Origin of the sequence: Parazoarcus communis SWub3 = DSM 12120, from assembly GCF_003226565.1 — a bacterium.
GTDB lineage: Bacteria > Pseudomonadota > Gammaproteobacteria > Burkholderiales > Rhodocyclaceae > Parazoarcus > Parazoarcus communis.
This window is the reverse complement of the sequence record NZ_QKOE01000003.1, coordinates 19,533-35,562: the sequence shown is the minus strand read 5'-3', so window position 1 is coordinate 35,562 and position 16,030 is coordinate 19,533. Positions and strand designations below refer to the sequence as shown.

The following is a 16,030-nucleotide window of genomic DNA, read 5'->3' as shown; positions in this document are numbered from 1 at the left end:
CTCAGACCTCCTTTTCCATCAGCCGGAACAGCATGTGGCTGACCGCGCCGAACACGGTCAGGAATACGCCGACGTCGAACATCAGGGGCGTGCCCAACGGCAGTCCGCCCGGAAACAGCCAGGCGCTGCCAAGGAAGGGGCGAGCGTCGGCGAGGCCGAACAGACCGGCACCGGCGGCCAGCGCCAGGCCCACGCCAGCGACCACGCTGGGTGGGACGCGCAGCATCCGGCGCGCCTGGGCCACACCGTAGCCCAAGGCAATGAGCACGGCGGCACACACCGCGACCAGCCCGCCGATGAAACCACCGCCAGGAAGGTTGTGGCCGCGCCACAACAACACCAGCGAGATCAGCAGCAGCAGTCCTGCCAGCGGGCGCAGGCCCTGACGCAGCAGCACGCTGCCGAATTCGGCATGCGCAAGCTTGCCCTGGGCGGGGGCATTGTCGTCGCGATGCAGTAGCAAGGCTGCAGCCAGTCCGGCCAGTGCCACCACGAGGATCTCGCCCAGGGTGTCGAAGGCGCGGAAGTCGACCAGGATCACATTCACCACATTGGCACCATGACCGCCCGGCAGACTGTTGGCCAGGTACCAGGCGGCGAGGTCACCCGGCAAGGGTTGGCCGATGGCGATCAGGATGGTCAAGGTCAACGCAAGGCCGAAGCCGATGGACACGGCCAGATGAACGCGGCGCCGGCGGGAGTTTCGCGCACCGGTGACCTGGACCACTGGCAAGCCGTTGAGCACCATGGCGAGGAAAATCACGGTCAGGGTTTCGACCATGATCTGGGTGATTGCCACATCCGGTGCCCCCACCGCCAGAAAGAACAGGCCGACGCCCAGCCCGCTTGCGCCGAGCGAGGTGACCAGTGCGATGCGCTCGCGCATCATTGCTGCGCCCGCTGCACCAAGTACGGCCAGGGCGCAGCCTGCAACGGCGGCCCAGGACAGCGGGCTCGCGGTTGGCAGGCGTGCGCCGTGGCTGCTGGCAAGTACGGTGCCGAGCAGGGCGAAAACCGCCCCCACCACCGCCAGCAGGGCGACGTGCTGGCGCAGCGAGCCGTGCTGGAAGCGGTCTGCGACCTGGCCGGCAATGATGAAGATGCGTTTCAGCAGACGGTCCCACAGCAGGTCGCCGCTGACCTGCCACACCCGTCGCCAGCGCGCCAGCCAATGACGTACAGCCTGGCGCTTCAGGTATACGAAGGCGCCGAGCGATACCGTGATCATGCTCGCCACGACCGCTGGCGTGATCCCGCCCCACAGGTAGAGATTGACTGGAATCGCACCGCGCGCCACCGCCTGCACCGCACTGTCGACCAGCCAGACTTCAGCAACGTTGTTGAAAGCGCCGAGCAGGAAGCCACCAATCGCCAGCAACATCGGCCCCAGCCACATCGGCAGGCTGACTTCATGGGGCGTACGTGGGTAGGCGCCCTGACGGCCGAGGAAGGTGCGGATGAACACCAGTCCGGCTGCGGTCAGCAACAAGGCATTGGTGACGATCATCACCCCAGTGGTCGCCCAGCCGAGCGGGCCGAGCTCGATCAGGCCGGCGTACTTGAACTCCTTGGCGATGAAGCCGAAAAAGGGGGGCAGGCCGGCATTGGAGAAGGCGGCAAGCGCGACTGCGGCACCGGTCAGGGGCATGAACCGGATCAGGCCTCCCAGGCGCACCAGCTCGCGTGTGCCAGTGGCATGGTCGACCGCACCGACGGCCATGAACAACGCGCCTTTGTACAGCGAGTGGGCCAGCAGATAGATGACGAAGGCCTGCAGACCGTAGGTGGTGTTGGTGCCGATCAGCATGGTGAGCTGGCCAAGCACGGTCACGGTGGTATAGGCCAGAATGCGTTTGAGGTCGGTCTGACGGAGTGCGAGCACCGCGCCGACCAGTGCGGTCGCAGCGCCGACGACGACCAGGATGGAGCCCCAGCCGTCCTCTCCTCCCATCACCGGATTCAGGCGTGCCATCAGGTAGACGCCGGCCTTCACCATGGTGGCCGAGTGCAGATAGGCCGATACCGGTGTGGGGGCCTCCATTGCATTGGGTAGCCACAGGTGGAAGGGGAGTTGTGCGGATTTGGTGAAGCAGCCCAGCAGGACCAGAATCATGATGGCCGGGTAAAGTGCATGGCCTTCGATTGCCGCCGCCGACAGTGCAGAGAACTGCCACGCATCGCCTGCCATGCCGAGCAGGATCAGGCCGGCAAGCAAGGCCAGGCCCCCTCCACCGGTGATCAGCAGGGCCTGCAATGCTGCGCGGCGTGAGGCGGCACGCTCGTGCTGGAAGCTGATCAGCAGGTAGGAGCTGATGCTGGTCAGCTCCCAGAACACGAACATCGCGATCAGGTCGTCTGCCAGTACCAGCCCGAGCATGGCTGCCATGAAACCGAGCAGGAAGGCATAGAAGCGACCCAGATGATGATGGTCCGACAGATAGCTGCCGGCGTACAGCACGATGAGGGTGCCGATGCCGGTGACCAGCAGGCCGAACAGCAGTGACAACCCATCCAGGCGGAAGGACAGAGCGACATCGAGTGCCGGAATCCATGCGATGGACTCCACCACCGCGCCGCCGCCGGCAATGACCGGCATCTGGCCGAGCAACCACACGAAGCCGTACAGCGGGGCAAGTGCCAACAGCCAGCCGGCACGCGCGTCCAGCACCCTGCCCAGCCAGGGGGCAAGTAGCGTCGTCAGTCCGATCAGGCCAAGCGCATTGAGCATCGGGAACTCCGGTTGCGAACTCGACACGCACTGGGCGTGCCCGCGGCGGCCGGACGGCCCCGCTCATCGATTGCGAATCCAACTGACTCTCGCCAATTGCGAGAGGTTCCCGCTATCGTGAAAAACCTGTCGCGCACGCGACCCGGTGCGACCGTCACATCTGCTTGCAGTGTCCGTCGTGCGTCACGCGGCTTTCACTCAAAACCTGTTAAAATCCGGCGCTTTTTCCAACATAGCCCGGAGCTGTCCACATGGCCATCGAACGCACCCTTTCCATCATCAAGCCCGACGCCGTTGCCAAGAATGTCATCGGCCAGATCTATTCCCGTTTCGAAGCCGCCGGTCTGAAGATCATCGCCGCCAAGATGGTGCACCTGTCCGAGCAGGAAGCCGGTCAATTCTACGCCGTGCACAAGGAACGCCCCTTCTTCAAGGATCTGGTTTCCTTCATGACCTCCGGCCCGGTGATGATCCAGGCACTGGAAGGTGAGAACGCCATCGCCAAGAACCGCGAACTGATGGGCGCTACCGACCCGAAGAAGGCCGACAAGGGCACCATCCGCGCTGATTTCGCGGATTCGATCGACGCCAATGCCGTGCATGGCTCCGATGCGCCCGAAACCGCTGCTGTGGAAGTGGCTTTCTTCTTCCCCGGCATGAACGTTTATAGCCGCTGAGCGGTCCATCCGGACGGCCCGTCGCGCCCGCTTCGCGGTGAGTACCGCGAATCGCGCGGGCGGGCCGTTTGCGTTGGAGATGAAGATGAATACACCGGTCAATCTGCTCGACTTCGATGTCGACGGTCTCGTCGCCTGGTTTGCGGGCCTGGGCGAGAAGCCCTTTCGCGCGCGGCAGGTGATGCGCTGGATGCACCATGAAGGCTGCGACGATTTTGACGCGATGACCGATGTCGCCAAATCGCTGCGCGCCCGTCTGAAGGACATCGCAGTGATTCGTCCGCCGGTTCCGGTGCGCGATTCGGTGTCGACCGACGGTACCCGCAAGTGGTTGCTCGATGTCGGCAATGCCAATGCGGTCGAAACCGTATTCATCCCGGAGACGAGCCGTGGCACCTTGTGTGTGTCCTCGCAAGCTGGGTGTGCGCTCGACTGCGCCTTTTGCTCTACGGGCAAGCAGGGTTTCAACCGCAACCTGAGTGCGGCGGAGATCATCGGCCAGTTGTGGCTGGCCAACAAGCTGCTCGGGGCTGCGCGCGAGACCGCTGCCGACCTCGAGGCCGGCGACAAGGATAACGGCCGCATCATCAGCAACGTGGTGATGATGGGCATGGGCGAGCCGCTGGCCAACTTCGACAATGTCGTCACTGCGTTGCGGCTGATGCTGGACGACCACGCTTACGGGCTGTCGCGTCGGCGGGTGACGGTGTCAACCTCGGGCATCGTGCCGGCCATGGATCGCCTGCGCGATGAGTGTCCAGTGGCGTTGGCGGTATCCCTGCACGCTTCGAACGACGCGCTACGTGACCGTCTGGTGCCGATCAACCAGAAATATCCCTTGCGCGAACTGATGGCCGCTTGTCAGCGCTATCTGGAGCGCGCGCCACGGGACTTCGTTACCTTCGAGTACGTCATGCTCGACGGTGTCAACGACAGTGACGCGCACGCGCACGAACTCGTCGCGCTGGTGCGCGACGTCCCCTGCAAGTTCAACCTGATTCCATTCAATCCCTTCCCCAATTCGGGTTTTCTGCGTTCGGGGGCGGAGCGGATACGGCGCTTTGCAGGTATCCTGATTGATGCCGGTATCGTGACCACCACGCGCAAGACGCGTGGTGACGATGTCGATGCGGCCTGTGGCCAGTTGGCAGGTCAGGTTCAGGACAAGACGCGGCGTACGATGGTGCGTCTGAAGCAATCAACGGAGATTCGCTGATGATCGGCTGGAAAGCCTCGCTGTTCGTGCTGTTTTCTTCCCTTGCGCTGGGCGCCTGCGTCACGACGCCGGTCGGTGGTGGGGATGCGGTTGGTGTGACCCGGCCGATGTCGGACATGCAGCCGGCCAACGATGCCGAGGCGCGTGCCCGTGTGCATGTGGACCTCGGGCTGGCCTACTTCGAGGTGGGGCGCTATGACGTTGCCCTGGATGAGGCCAAGGTTGCGTTGCGCGATCGTGCCGGTTATGCCCCTGCCTATCATCTGATGGGGCTGGTGTACATGATGATCGGCGAGAACGGTTCGGCTGACGAGAACTTCCGCAACGCGCTCAATGCTGCGCCGGGTGATCCGGATTTCAACAACAGCTATGGGTGGTTCCTGTGCCTGCAGGGCAGGGCAGACGATGCTCAGGCGCGCTTCGATCGTGCTGCACGCAACCCCTATTACCGTTACCCGACCCGTGCGCTGAACAATTCGGGACAGTGCTACCTGCGGCAGAATCAGGACGAACTGGCCGAAGGACAGTTCCTGCGCGCCATCCAGGCCGATCCCGCCAATGGCGAGGCGCAGTTTCAACTGGCCTCCATTGCCTACCGCAAGGCGAACTATCGTGCTGCGCACGAGCAGCTCAACCGCTTCCATCAACAGTTCGGACCGACGTCTGCCTCGGTCTGGCTGGGCTTGCGGGCTGCGCGCCAGTTGGGGGAGCATGACGCCGAGGCCAGTTACGCCCAGCAGTTACGCGGCCGGTTTGCGGATTCGGCCGAGCATGTGTTGATGTTGCAGGGGAAGTACGAGTGAGCAATCCTCAGTCCGACGCCCGGGTCGCTGTCGATGCAGGGCAGGCGGTACCGCCGGGGGTCATGTTGCGTCATGCCCGAGAGGCGCGTGGTGAGTCGCTCGCCGAGGTGGCGCAAGCGCTGAAACTGTCGGTTCGTCAGCTTGATGCGCTGGAGAGCGGGCGCCATGAGGCGCTGCCCGGCCCTGCGTTTGTCCGCGGCTTTCTGCGCAATTATGCCCGCCACCTAGGGATCGATCCGGAGCCCGTACTGGCTGCACTGGGATCGGGGGCGCCGGCCTCTGTCGATCTGACGCCGGTCTCCAACGCCGAGGGAGACATGCCTACCGGTGCAGGTGCCAGATTCAATCTGCTGCCGGCTGGCTTGGTCGCCGCGCTGCTGCTTGCGGTGATGTTTGCGGGCAATCACTTTGGATGGTTTGCGACGCAGGAAGCGCCGCTGGCCGTCGTGGAGCCTGTTGATGCGCCGGTGTTCGAGCCGGGTCAGCCGGTGCCGGGCAATGTGGCCGTCGATGTTCCCCCCGATACGGCCAGCGAGCCGCAAGCAGTCGTGGATGGGCCTGCCGGCATGGCACAGTCTGCAGCGCCTCCCACCACGGGGCTGCCGCCTGCTGTACCTGCGACAGGGTCTGCCGTAGCTCCGCAGCCGGCGCCTCCGGTCGCGACAGGAATGGCGCCCGCGGCCGTGGATACCGCCGAGGCGAGTGGCGCAGGGGGGCTCAAGTTTGTTTTTGCCGGCGAATCCTGGATTGAGGTCCGTGATGCCCGCGGTGCTGTCCTTTTTTCGGGCGTCGGTACGTCCGGTTCGTCCCGCGTGGTACAGGGGCAGGCACCGTTTGCCCTGGTGGTTGGCAATGCCCGTAGTGTCAGTCTCGAGTACAACGGCAAACCCGTGGATCTCGTTCCGCATACCCGGGTTTCCGTCGCCCGTCTGACCGTTCAATGACATGATGCGAGTCCAATGAGTCAGTCCAGTCCGCTTTTTGCCCCGCTTCCGCGCCGTCAGACCCGTCTTGTGCATGTCGGTCGTGTTGGTGTCGGCAGTGCTGCGCCGGTTGTCGTGCAGTCGATGACCAATACCGATACCGCTGATGTGCTGGGCACTGCCATGCAGGTGGCCGAGTTGGCTCGCGCGGGTTCGGAGGTGGTGCGCATCACCGTCAATAACGAGGATGCGGCGCGCGCCGTGCCGCATATCCGTGATCGTTTGCTGGCCTTGAACATCGATGTGCCGCTGGTTGGGGATTTCCATTACAACGGTCATACCTTGTTGTCCAGGCATCCGGCGTGTGCCGAAGCGTTGGCGAAGCTGCGCATCAACCCTGGCAATGTCGGGGCCGGCGCCAAGCGCGACCCGCAGTTTGCGTCCATCGTCGAGATTGCCTGCAAGTACGACAAGCCGGTGCGTATCGGCGTCAATTGGGGCAGCCTCGACCAATCCGTGCTGGCGCGGATCATGGACGAGAACGCAAGTCGGGCCGAACCTCGCGATGCAGGTGCGGTGATGCGTGAGGCACTGGTGGTATCGGCGCTGGAGTCCGCTGCGAAGGCTGAAGAGCTGGGGCTGGCAGGTGACCGCATCATCTTGTCGGCCAAGGTCTCCAGTGTGCAGGATCTGATCGCCGTCTATCGTGATATGGCACTGCGCTGCGACTATCCCCTGCATCTTGGCCTGACCGAGGCTGGCATGGGCAGCAAGGGCATTGTCGCGTCTACGGCGGCGCTGGCCGTGCTGTTGCAGGAGGGGATCGGCGATACGATCCGTATCTCGCTGACGCCCGAGCCCGGTGGCAGCCGCACCCAGGAGGTCGTGGTGGCGCAGGAGATCCTGCAGACCATGGGCTTGCGTGCGTTCACCCCGATGGTGACGGCGTGCCCCGGTTGTGGGCGTACCACCAGCACCTTCTTCCAGGAGCTGGCGTCGGGTATTCAAGGCTACGTCCGTGAGCAGATGCCGCAGTGGCGCGAGCAGTACGACGGTGTCGAGAACATGACGCTGGCGGTGATGGGGTGTGTCGTCAATGGTCCGGGCGAGAGCAAGCATGCCAATATCGGCATCTCGTTGCCCGGCACTGGCGAGACGCCCGCGGCGCCGGTGTTTGTCGATGGGGTCAAGACGGTGACCTTGCGCGGTGACAATATTGCTGCCGAATTCAAGGCCATCGTGGACGACTATGTCGCCACCCGCTACGTCCGGAAGGCGGGCTGAGGCCGGCAGTCCGAAGATCATTCACAATAAGACAGAACGCGAGATCCATGAGTCAAACCTTGCAGGCCGTGCGCGGGATGAACGACATCCTGCCCGATGAGGCAGAAATCTGGGAGCACTTCGAGGACATCGTGCGCGACTGGCTGCGCAGCTACGGCTATCGCCCGATCCGGATGCCCATCGTCGAGCCGACGCCCTTGTTCAAGCGCGCCATCGGTGAGGTCACCGATATCGTCGAGAAGGAAATGTATTCGTTCGAGGATGCGCTGAACGGCGAACACCTGACCTTGCGGCCCGAGGGGACGGCATCCTGCGTCCGCGCCGCGATCCAGCACAATCTGGTGCAGGGAAACGGGCCGCAGCGCCTTTACTATCATGGGCCGATGTTCCGCCACGAACGGCCGCAAAAGGGACGTTACCGGCAGTTCCACCAGATCGGTATCGAGGCCCTCGGTTTCGCCGGGCCGGATGTCGATGCCGAGCACATCATCATGTGCGCGAGGCTGTGGGACGATCTCGGTCTGGAAGAACATGTCCGTCTCGAGATCAACTCGCTTGGTTCGGCCGATGAACGCGCCCAGCATCGAGCTGCGCTGATCGCCTATCTTGAACAGCATCAGGCACGGCTGGATGAGGATGGAAAACGCCGCCTTTACACCAACCCCTTGCGCATCCTAGACACCAAGAATCCTGACCTGCAGGATGTGGTCGAAGCGGCGCCGCGGCTGGCGGACTACCTGGGCGAGGAGTCGCGTGCGCACTTCGAGGCTGTGCAGGTGCTGCTCAAGGATGCAGGCATTGCCTACCGCATCAACCATCGTCTGGTGCGCGGGCTCGATTACTACAATCGTACCGTGTTCGAATGGGTTACCGACAAACTGGGTGCGCAGGGGACGGTGTGTGCCGGCGGTCGTTACGATGGTCTGGTTGCGCAACTGGGTGGCAAGCCGCAGCCGGCTGCCGGGTTCGCCATGGGTGTGGAACGATTGCTCGCACTTTGGCGTGAATGTGGCGGCGAAACCGATCGTGTGGTGCCGGATGTCTATGTGGTCCACCTGGGCGACAGCGCCCAGCGTCTGGCGTTCCGCGCGGCGGAAGCCCTGCGCGGGCATGGCTTTGCGGTCGTGACGCATTGTGGTGGCGGCAGTTTCAAGTCGCAGATGAAGAAGGCCGACGGCAGCGGTGCGGCAATCGCGCTGGTGATCGGAGAGGATGAAGCGGCGCAGGGCGAAATTGGCGTCAAGCCCTTGCGTGGGCCGGGGGCCCAGCAGCGGGTGGCGCTGGAGGCGCTGCCGGAGGCGGTGGCGCAGGTCCTGTTCAGTGATGAGAACGAAGAAGGGGCAAGCAATGGCGGTGTATGACCTTGAAGAGCAGGAACAGATTTCCGAGCTCAAGGCCTGGTGGGCACAGTATGGCAAACTGGTGACAGCAGCCTTGTTTGCCGCAGCGGTGGCATCGGTGGGTTGGCAGGGCTGGCAGTGGTATCAGAACCGCAATGCGGTCGAGGCCGGCGCACTCTACTTCGGGCTGCAGCAAGCGGTTGAACAGCAGGATGCGCAGAAGACCCGCGATGTTGCCGGACGGCTGATCGGCGAGTATGGCTCCACTGCCTACGCGCAACTGGGAGCCTTGTTGTCGGCGTCGGTGCAGTTTGCCGCCAAGGATCTCGATAATGCCCGGGCACAGCTGGAATGGGCTGCCGAGAAGGGCAAGGATCCCGCCTTGCGCGATCTGGCCCGTCTGCGTCTGGCCGTCGTGATGTTGCAGCAGGGCCAGGCTGACCAGGCCCTGGCGCGTCTGAGTCCGGCTCCGGCGGGCAGTTACAAATCCCGCTTTGAGGATCTGCGTGGTGACATTCTTGCCTCCCAGGGCAAGGCTGCAGAGGCTCGTGCCGCGTACCAGTCCGCGATCGACGCCCTGGGTGGCGCAGGTGATGAAGCGGCGACGCAGCGTCAGGTGCTGCGCATCAAACTCGAATCGCTCGAAGGCTGAACCATGAAGACTTCTCTCAAGCGTGTATTGCCGGTGCTGGCGGTATCCGTGTTGCTCGGCGCATGCTCGTCGCTCAATCCGTTCTCCAGCAGCGCACCCAAGCCGGCTGCGCTGGTCGACCTCAAGCCGACGGCGGAGTTGCGGACCCTGTGGCGCACTTCTGTCGGTAAGTCCGGGGCCTACGTGTTTCATCCGGCAGTGGCCGGAGACAGCGTTTTTGCTGCCGGAGCCGATGGTCGTGTGCTGAGGATCGATGGTGGGCGTGAGGCTTGGCGTGCCGACGCCAAGACAACCTTGTCCGCCGGAGTGGGTAGCGATGGACGTCTGGCTGTGGTGGTGAGTGCCGACGGTGTGGCCATTGCCTATGATGCGGCGACCGGCTCCGAGCGCTGGCGTTCGCCACTGGGCGCTGAAGTGCTGGCGCCACCGGCAGTGAATGCCGATGTGGTGGTGCTGCGGGCGTCGGACAATCGTCTGATCGCGCTGGATCCGAGTGACGGTAGCCGACGCTGGGTGTATCAGCGTACCAACCCGCCGCTGGCCCTGCGTAGCTACGCAGGGGTGTTGCTCGAAAGCGGCGTGGCGCTGGCCGGTTTTCCCGGCGGCAAACTGGTCGCGATCAGCCTGGCAAACGGCGGTGCGCTGTGGGAGTTGAGCGTTGCAGCACCGCGCGGGGCGACCGAGCTCGAACGTATCGCCGACGTTGCCGGCCTGCCTGTGGTGGGGCGGCGCGAAGTGTGCGCAGTCACTTACCAGGGGCGCGTTGCCTGCTTTGATGGTTCAAACGGTAACGCGCTGTGGGCGCGCGATTTTTCCAGTAGCGTCGGGATGGACCGGGACAACCGCTTCGTCGTGATCACCGACGACAAGGATGCGGTGCACGCGCTGGACGTCTATAGCGGAGCCAGTGTCTGGAAGCAGGATGCGCTGGCGCGTAGGGGTGTTTCGCGCCCCCTGTTTGTCGGAGATCATGTGGCGGTTGGCGATGTCGAAGGGCATGTCCATCTGCTTGGTCGTGAAGACGGCGCGTTTGCCGCGCGTTCGCGTGCCGATAGCAGCGCGATTACTGCCGATCTGCGTCGGCTGGGTAGTGGTTTTGTAGTTCAAACGCGTGGCGGCGATGTCGTCGCCTACGAAGTGCGTTAAGGCGGGCCTGTCATCGTGAAACCAACCATCGTACTGGTGGGCCGGCCCAATGTCGGCAAGTCCACCCTGTTCAACCGCCTGACACGCACGCGTGATGCGCTGGTGGCCGATCAGCCGGGGCTGACCCGTGATCGCCACTACGGCATCGGTCGGGTGGGAGAGCGTGATTATCTGGTGGTGGATACGGCCGGTTTCGACCCCGTTGCCAAGGACGGCATCATGCACGAGATGGCGCGGCAGGCCGAGCAAGCCATTGCCGAGGCTGATGTGCTGCTGTTCCTGGTGGATGGCCGCGCAGGTCGTACGCCGCACGACGAGCAGATCGCCGCGCGCTTGCGTCGGGCGGGACGCCCGGTGCATCTGGTCGTCAACAAGGCCGAGGGGCTGGAGCGTGCGCTGGTTTCAGCCGATTTCCACGCCCTGGGGTTTGGTGCGCCCTTGCCTGTCTCGGCAGCGCACGGCGATGGTATCAAGCAGTTGGTCGAGTTGGTGCTGGCGCCCTTCCCTGAAGATGGGGAGAAGGACGCGCCTGAGGAGAGCGGCCCCAAAGTGGCGATTGTCGGTCGCCCCAATGTCGGCAAGTCCACACTGGTCAATACCTTGATCGGTGAAGAGCGGGTGATTGCATTCGATATGCCCGGGACCACCCGGGATGCGATCGAGATTCCATTCGAGCGTGGCGGCAAGGCTTATACCCTGATCGACACCGCGGGTTTGAGGCGACGCGGCAAGGTGTTCGAGGCGGTTGAAAAATTCTCCGTGATCAAGACCTTGCAAGCCATTCAGGAAGCCAATGTGGCGGTGCTGGTGCTTGATGCTGCGCAGGATATCTCCGACCAGGACGCGCACATCGCAGGCTTCGTTCTTGAGGCCGGGCGTGCGCTTGTGGTGGCGATCAACAAGTGGGACGCGGTGGATGACTACCAGCGCGATCGCCTCAAGGAAGAAGTGGCACGCAAGCTCGGCTTCCTGTCATTTGCCCGATTCCACCAGATTTCTGCACTCAAGTCTGAAGGGGTGGCCGGCCTGCTCAAGTCGGTTGATGCGGCCTACGCGGCGGCCATGTCCAATCTGTCGACACCGCGTCTGACGCGGACGATGCAGACGGCGATTGCCAAGCAGGCTCCGCCACGGCATGGCACTGCGCGACCGAAATTGCGCTATGCCCACCAGGGCGGCATGAATCCGCCCATCATCGTGATTCACGGCAATTCGCTGGAAAACCTGCCGAGTTCCTATGTACGTTACCTCGAACGGGCGTTCATGGAAGCCTTCAAATTGCAGGGCACGCCCTTGCGCATCCAGTTCCGTACTGCGCACAATCCGTACGCGAGCAAACCCTGATTGCGGAAATACCCTATATCCACACCGGGATTTCATTGCATACTTGTCATGTGGCAGTGCAGCACGAAATCCTTTACATTCTTATAAACACAAAATAACGAGGTTCCACAATGAGCAATAAAGGGCAACTTCTACAAGACCCGTTCCTGAACACCCTGCGTCGCGAGCATGTGCCGGTCTCCATTTATCTGGTCAATGGCATCAAGCTGCAGGGCCAGATCGAATCCTTCGACCAGTACGTCGTGCTGCTCAAGAACACCGTCACCCAGATGGTGTACAAGCACGCAATCTCCACCGTCGTGCCCGCACGTCCGGTCACCATCCAGCAGCAGGATGGCGAGGGCGGCAACTGATAGTGCTGATGATGCTGGCCGGCCGGCGCTTTCCGGTCGGTACTGTTCGCCGTGTTTGAGCGTCCCGCGACCGGCGAGCGTGCAGTGCTCGTCCAGCTTGATCTTGGGCAGGGCGCGTGCGAAGAGCGCCTGTCCGAACTGAAGCTGCTGGCAATCAGTGCCGGTGCTTCGGTCGAGGCCGTCGTTTCTGGTCGTCGCGCGGCTCCCGATCCTGCGTTGTTTGCCGGCAAGGGCAAGGTCGAGGAGATTGCCGAGGCCTTGCGTGTGCACGAAGGCGACCTGGTCATCTTCAACCATGCCTTATCACCGGCGCAGCAACGTAATCTTGAGCGCGCGCTCGAGCGTCGTGTGGTTGACCGCACTGCGCTGATCCTGGATATCTTTGCGCTGCGCGCTCGCAGCCACGAGGGTAAATTGCAGGTCGAGCTGGCGCAGCTCAGCCACCTGGCGACCCGGCTTGTGCGCGGATGGACTCACCTCGAACGGCAAAAAGGGGGTATCGGCCTGCGTGGGCCAGGTGAAACCCAGCTCGAGACCGACCGCCGCCTGCTTGGTAACCGGGTCAAGTTGCTCAAGACGCGTCTTGCGCAGATTGAAAAGCAGCGCAAGACGCGGCGTCGCTCGCGCAGCCGCAATGAAGTCTTGTCGGTATCGCTGGTGGGCTATACCAACGCCGGCAAATCCACGCTGTTCAATGCGCTGACCAAGGCGGGCAGCTATGCTGCGGATCAGTTGTTTGCGACGCTGGACACGACTTCGCGTCGACTTTTTGTCGGGTCGGGGAACGTCGTGCTATCGGACACGGTCGGATTCATCCGTGATCTGCCGCATGCGCTGGTGGCGGCCTTCAAGGCCACGCTGGAGGAAACCGCTCACGCCGACCTGCTGCTTCATGTCGTGGATTCGGCCAGCGATGACCGTGATGCGCAGATCGCTGCAGTAAACGAAGTGCTGGCCGAGATTGGCGCGGCCGATGTACCGCAGATCATGATCTGGAACAAGATCGACCTGACTCATGCCGCCGCGGCGGTCGAGCGGGACGACTGTGATAGAATCAGGCGCGTTTTTTTGAGCGCGAGAACCGGCGATGGGCTGGGTCTGATTCGCGATGCATTGGCCGAGGCTGCGCAGCAGGCAGTCGCGTCCGACCCCGGGCAGTACACCGATTCCGACAACAAGAGTCCAATACAACAGTGATAACAGGCATTCTCATGTCACTCAACGATCCACGCTGGGGCAACCGCGGTAACGACGGCGACCGTGGCGAAGGCAATCGCGGCGGGAACCAGGGACCTCCTGATCTCGAGGAGGTCTGGCGGGATTTCAATCAGCGCCTTTCCGGCATGTTCGGTGGCAAACGGGGCGGTCGTCCTGGTGGCTCCGGTGGTGGCGACAATGGCGGTGGCGGCGGCAATGGGCCGCAGCTTCCCTCCTTTTCGTTCAAGCAGTTCGGTGGCGGTATCGGCGCCTTGCTTGCGCTGGTGGCGGTGGTCTGGCTTGCCAGTGGTTTCTACACGGTTGACGCCAATCAGCGCGGAGTCGTGTTGCGTCTTGGCAAGTTCACCGAAACCACCGAGCCGGGCTTGCGCTGGCGCTTGCCGGCACCGATCGAAACGCATGAGATCGTCGACTTGACGGGCGTACGCACCGTTGAAGTGGGCTATCGCGGCAGCGAACGCAACAAGGTGCTGCGCGAATCGTTGATGCTGACGGATGACGAGAACATCATCAACATCCAGTTTGCAGTGCAGTACGTGCTGAACAATCCTGAGAACTACGTGTTCAACAACCGCTTCCCGGACGAATCGGTGGCACAGGCTGCCGAAACCGCCATGCGCGAGATCGTTGGCAAGAGCCCGATGGATTTCGTGCTGTATGAGGGGCGCGAAGAGATCGCCGCCACCGCACAAGAGTTGATGCAGCGCATCCTTGACCGCTATCAGACCGGCATTCAGATCAGCCGGGTGACGATGCAGAATGCCCAGCCGCCCGAACAGGTGCAGGCGGCGTTCGACGATGCCGTCAAGGCGGGTCAGGACCGCGAGCGGCAGAAGAACGAAGGTGAGGCCTACGCCAATGATGTGATCCCGCGTGCGCGTGGTACGGCATCCCGACTGATCGAGGAAGGTAACGCCTACCGCGAACGGGTCGTGGCAAACGCAGAAGGTGAGGCAAGCCGCTTCAATCAGGTGTATGCCGAGTTCAAGCGTGCGCCAGAGGTCACCCGCGAACGTATGTATCTCGAGACCATGCAGCAGGTGCTGGCCAGCACCAGCAAGGTCATGATCGACGCCAAGGGTAACGGCAACATGCTGTTCCTGCCACTCGACAAGCTGATCCAGCAGGCTGGTGGTACGCCAGCGGCGGCCAGTGCTGCGGTGGATGCGCAGGCGACCCTGCCGGCTTCGACCAATGCGCCGGCAGGTCTGCTTGATCCGCGCAGCCGCGATCTGCTGCGTAGTCGCGAACGGGGAGAGCGTTGATGCGTGACAAGATGTCCGTTATCGGTGGCGTACTGCTGCTGATTGCTGCAGTGGCTTCGATGTCGCTGTTTACCGTTGATCAGCGTCAGTACGCGATCGTGTTCCAGTTGGGCGAGGTGAAGGAAGTCATCAGCGAGCCTGGCCTGAACGTCAAGCTGCCGCTGATCCAGAACGTGCGTTACTTCGACAAGCGCATCCTGACCATGGATACGCCCGAGCCGGAGCGTTTCATCACCTCCGAAAAGAAGAACGTGCTGGTTGATCACTTCGTCAAGTGGCGCATTGTCGATCCGCGCCTTTACTACGAGTCCGTGGCAGGTGATGAAGCACGTGCGCGCACCCGTCTGAACCAGACCGTCAACGCCGGTCTGCGTGAAGAGTTCGGTCGCCGTACCGTGCATGACGTGGTGTCCGGTGAGCGCGATCGCATCATGGAGCAGATGCGCGAGCGTGCTGACCGTGATGCCCGTACCATTGGTGTGCAGATCATCGACGTCCGCCTCAAGCGTGTCGATCTGCCTACCGAGGTTTCGGATTCGGTTTACCGCCGGATGGAAGCCGAGCGCAAGCGGGTGGCGAACGAGCTGAGATCCCAGGGTGCGGCAGAGGCGGAAAAGATCCGTGCCGACGCCGACCGTCAGCGTGAGGTCATCATTGCGGAGGCCTATCGCGAAGCCCAGCAGCTCAAGGGTGCGGGCGATGCACGCGCAACTGCGATTTATGCCGAAGCCTTTGGTCAGAGCCCGGAGTTTTACTCTTTCTACCGCAGTCTCGAAGCCTATCGCGGCAGTTTTGCCGGCAAGGATGACGTGATGGTGGTGGATCCGAGCTCGGATTTCTTCAAGTTCATGAAGGACTCACGCGGAACCAAGCGGAACTGATTCCTGATGGGCTCCACCCTGCTGACTGCCTTCGCGCTGATGTTGATCATCGAAGGCATCCTTCCCTTTGTCGCGCCAGCTGCCTGGCGCGAAACCTTTTCGCGGCTCGCCAGCATGGCTGACGGTCAGATCCGGTTCATTGGACTGTCGTCGATGCTGGTCGGGCTGATCCTGCTGTACATCTTCAGTTGAATTCCTTC

General features: G+C 62.7%; 15 protein-coding genes. 14 read left to right on the top strand and 1 reads right to left on the bottom strand.

What is annotated here, in order from left to right; genetic code table 11:
- Window position 1 precedes the first annotated feature (1 nt).
- The gene (gene mbhE / locus DNK49_RS05535; RefSeq protein WP_110523344.1) at window positions 2-2,728 is read right to left on the bottom strand and encodes a hydrogen gas-evolving membrane-bound hydrogenase subunit E; all 2,727 of its coding nucleotides are present in this window, start codon (window positions 2,726-2,728) and stop codon (window positions 2-4) included.
- A gap of 251 nt (window positions 2,729-2,979) precedes the next feature.
- Between mbhE and ndk the strand changes: the two genes are divergently transcribed.
- From ndk to DNK49_RS05465, 14 genes are all read left to right on the top strand, one after another.
- The gene (gene ndk / locus DNK49_RS05530; protein ID WP_110523343.1) at window positions 2,980-3,405 is read left to right on the top strand and encodes a nucleoside-diphosphate kinase; all 426 of its coding nucleotides are present in this window, start codon (window positions 2,980-2,982) and stop codon (window positions 3,403-3,405) included.
- Between the two features lie 79 nt (window positions 3,406-3,484).
- Window positions 3,485-4,621, top strand: coding sequence for a dual-specificity RNA methyltransferase RlmN (gene rlmN, locus DNK49_RS05525; protein ID WP_424444947.1), 1,137 nt, complete (start codon window positions 3,485-3,487; stop codon window positions 4,619-4,621).
- A complete protein-coding gene (gene pilW / locus DNK49_RS05520) occupies window positions 4,621-5,424 on the top strand; it encodes a type IV pilus biogenesis/stability protein PilW (protein WP_110523341.1) in 804 nt (267 codons plus the stop codon). Before rlmN ends, pilW begins: the two co-directional genes overlap by 1 nt.
- On the top strand, window positions 5,421-6,368 hold the full coding sequence (locus DNK49_RS05515; RefSeq protein WP_243632246.1) for a RodZ domain-containing protein: 948 nt from the start codon (window positions 5,421-5,423) through the stop codon (window positions 6,366-6,368). The genes pilW and DNK49_RS05515 overlap by 4 nt, the downstream gene beginning before the upstream one ends.
- A 15-nt stretch (window positions 6,369-6,383) precedes the next feature.
- Window positions 6,384-7,631, top strand: coding sequence for a flavodoxin-dependent (E)-4-hydroxy-3-methylbut-2-enyl-diphosphate synthase (gene ispG / locus DNK49_RS05510; protein ID WP_110523340.1), 1,248 nt, complete (start codon window positions 6,384-6,386; stop codon window positions 7,629-7,631).
- Between the two features lie 47 nt (window positions 7,632-7,678).
- On the top strand, window positions 7,679-8,992 hold the full coding sequence (gene hisS, locus DNK49_RS05505; protein WP_110523339.1) for a histidine--tRNA ligase: 1,314 nt from the start codon (window positions 7,679-7,681) through the stop codon (window positions 8,990-8,992).
- Window positions 8,979-9,623: a tetratricopeptide repeat protein gene (locus DNK49_RS05500; protein WP_110523338.1), complete on the top strand. Its 645-nt coding sequence runs from the start codon at window positions 8,979-8,981 to the stop codon at window positions 9,621-9,623. Before hisS ends, DNK49_RS05500 begins: the two co-directional genes overlap by 14 nt.
- A 3-nt stretch (window positions 9,624-9,626) precedes the next feature.
- Window positions 9,627-10,769: an outer membrane protein assembly factor BamB gene (bamB, locus tag DNK49_RS05495; protein WP_110523337.1), complete on the top strand. Its 1,143-nt coding sequence runs from the start codon at window positions 9,627-9,629 to the stop codon at window positions 10,767-10,769.
- A gap of 15 nt (window positions 10,770-10,784) precedes the next feature.
- The gene (der, locus tag DNK49_RS05490; RefSeq protein ID WP_110523336.1) at window positions 10,785-12,113 is read left to right on the top strand and encodes a ribosome biogenesis GTPase Der; all 1,329 of its coding nucleotides are present in this window, start codon (window positions 10,785-10,787) and stop codon (window positions 12,111-12,113) included.
- A gap of 110 nt (window positions 12,114-12,223) precedes the next feature.
- Window positions 12,224-12,466, top strand: coding sequence for an RNA chaperone Hfq (gene hfq / locus DNK49_RS05485; RefSeq protein WP_011764666.1), 243 nt, complete (start codon window positions 12,224-12,226; stop codon window positions 12,464-12,466).
- 51 nt (window positions 12,467-12,517) lie between these two features.
- Window positions 12,518-13,663, top strand: a complete 1,146-nt coding sequence (hflX, locus tag DNK49_RS05480) for a ribosome rescue GTPase HflX (protein WP_110523335.1) — start codon at window positions 12,518-12,520, stop codon at window positions 13,661-13,663.
- Between the two features lie 14 nt (window positions 13,664-13,677).
- On the top strand, window positions 13,678-14,949 hold the full coding sequence (gene hflK / locus DNK49_RS05475; RefSeq protein ID WP_110523334.1) for an FtsH protease activity modulator HflK: 1,272 nt from the start codon (window positions 13,678-13,680) through the stop codon (window positions 14,947-14,949).
- Window positions 14,949-15,830: a protease modulator HflC gene (gene hflC, locus DNK49_RS05470; protein ID WP_110523333.1), complete on the top strand. Its 882-nt coding sequence runs from the start codon at window positions 14,949-14,951 to the stop codon at window positions 15,828-15,830. The genes hflK and hflC overlap by 1 nt, the downstream gene beginning before the upstream one ends.
- A gap of 6 nt (window positions 15,831-15,836) precedes the next feature.
- A complete protein-coding gene (locus DNK49_RS05465; protein WP_110523332.1) occupies window positions 15,837-16,022 on the top strand; it encodes a DUF2065 domain-containing protein in 186 nt (61 codons plus the stop codon).
- Window positions 16,023-16,030: the final 8 nt, after the last annotated feature.

Bases quoted from the DNA above. Each gene is read 5' to 3' on its own strand.
- hisS (WP_110523339.1), top strand. From the start codon at position 7,679: ATGAGTCAAACCTTGCAGGCCGTGCGCGGGATGAACGACATCCTGCCC.
- DNK49_RS05465 (WP_110523332.1), top strand. From the start codon at position 15,837: ATGGGCTCCACCCTGCTGACTGCCTTCGCGCTGATGTTGATCATCGAA.
- pilW (WP_110523341.1), top strand. From the start codon at position 4,621: ATGATCGGCTGGAAAGCCTCGCTGTTCGTGCTGTTTTCTTCCCTTGCG.
- mbhE (WP_110523344.1), bottom strand. From the start codon at position 2,728: ATGCTCAATGCGCTTGGCCTGATCGGACTGACGACGCTACTTGCCCCC.
- hflC (WP_110523333.1), top strand. From the start codon at position 14,949: ATGCGTGACAAGATGTCCGTTATCGGTGGCGTACTGCTGCTGATTGCT.
- rlmN (WP_424444947.1), top strand. From the start codon at position 3,485: ATGAAGATGAATACACCGGTCAATCTGCTCGACTTCGATGTCGACGGT.
- hfq (WP_011764666.1), top strand. From the start codon at position 12,224: ATGAGCAATAAAGGGCAACTTCTACAAGACCCGTTCCTGAACACCCTG.
- hflK (WP_110523334.1), top strand. From the start codon at position 13,678: ATGTCACTCAACGATCCACGCTGGGGCAACCGCGGTAACGACGGCGAC.
- DNK49_RS05500 (WP_110523338.1), top strand. From the start codon at position 8,979: ATGGCGGTGTATGACCTTGAAGAGCAGGAACAGATTTCCGAGCTCAAG.
- ispG (WP_110523340.1), top strand. From the start codon at position 6,384: ATGAGTCAGTCCAGTCCGCTTTTTGCCCCGCTTCCGCGCCGTCAGACC.
- bamB (WP_110523337.1), top strand. From the start codon at position 9,627: ATGAAGACTTCTCTCAAGCGTGTATTGCCGGTGCTGGCGGTATCCGTG.
- ndk (WP_110523343.1), top strand. From the start codon at position 2,980: ATGGCCATCGAACGCACCCTTTCCATCATCAAGCCCGACGCCGTTGCC.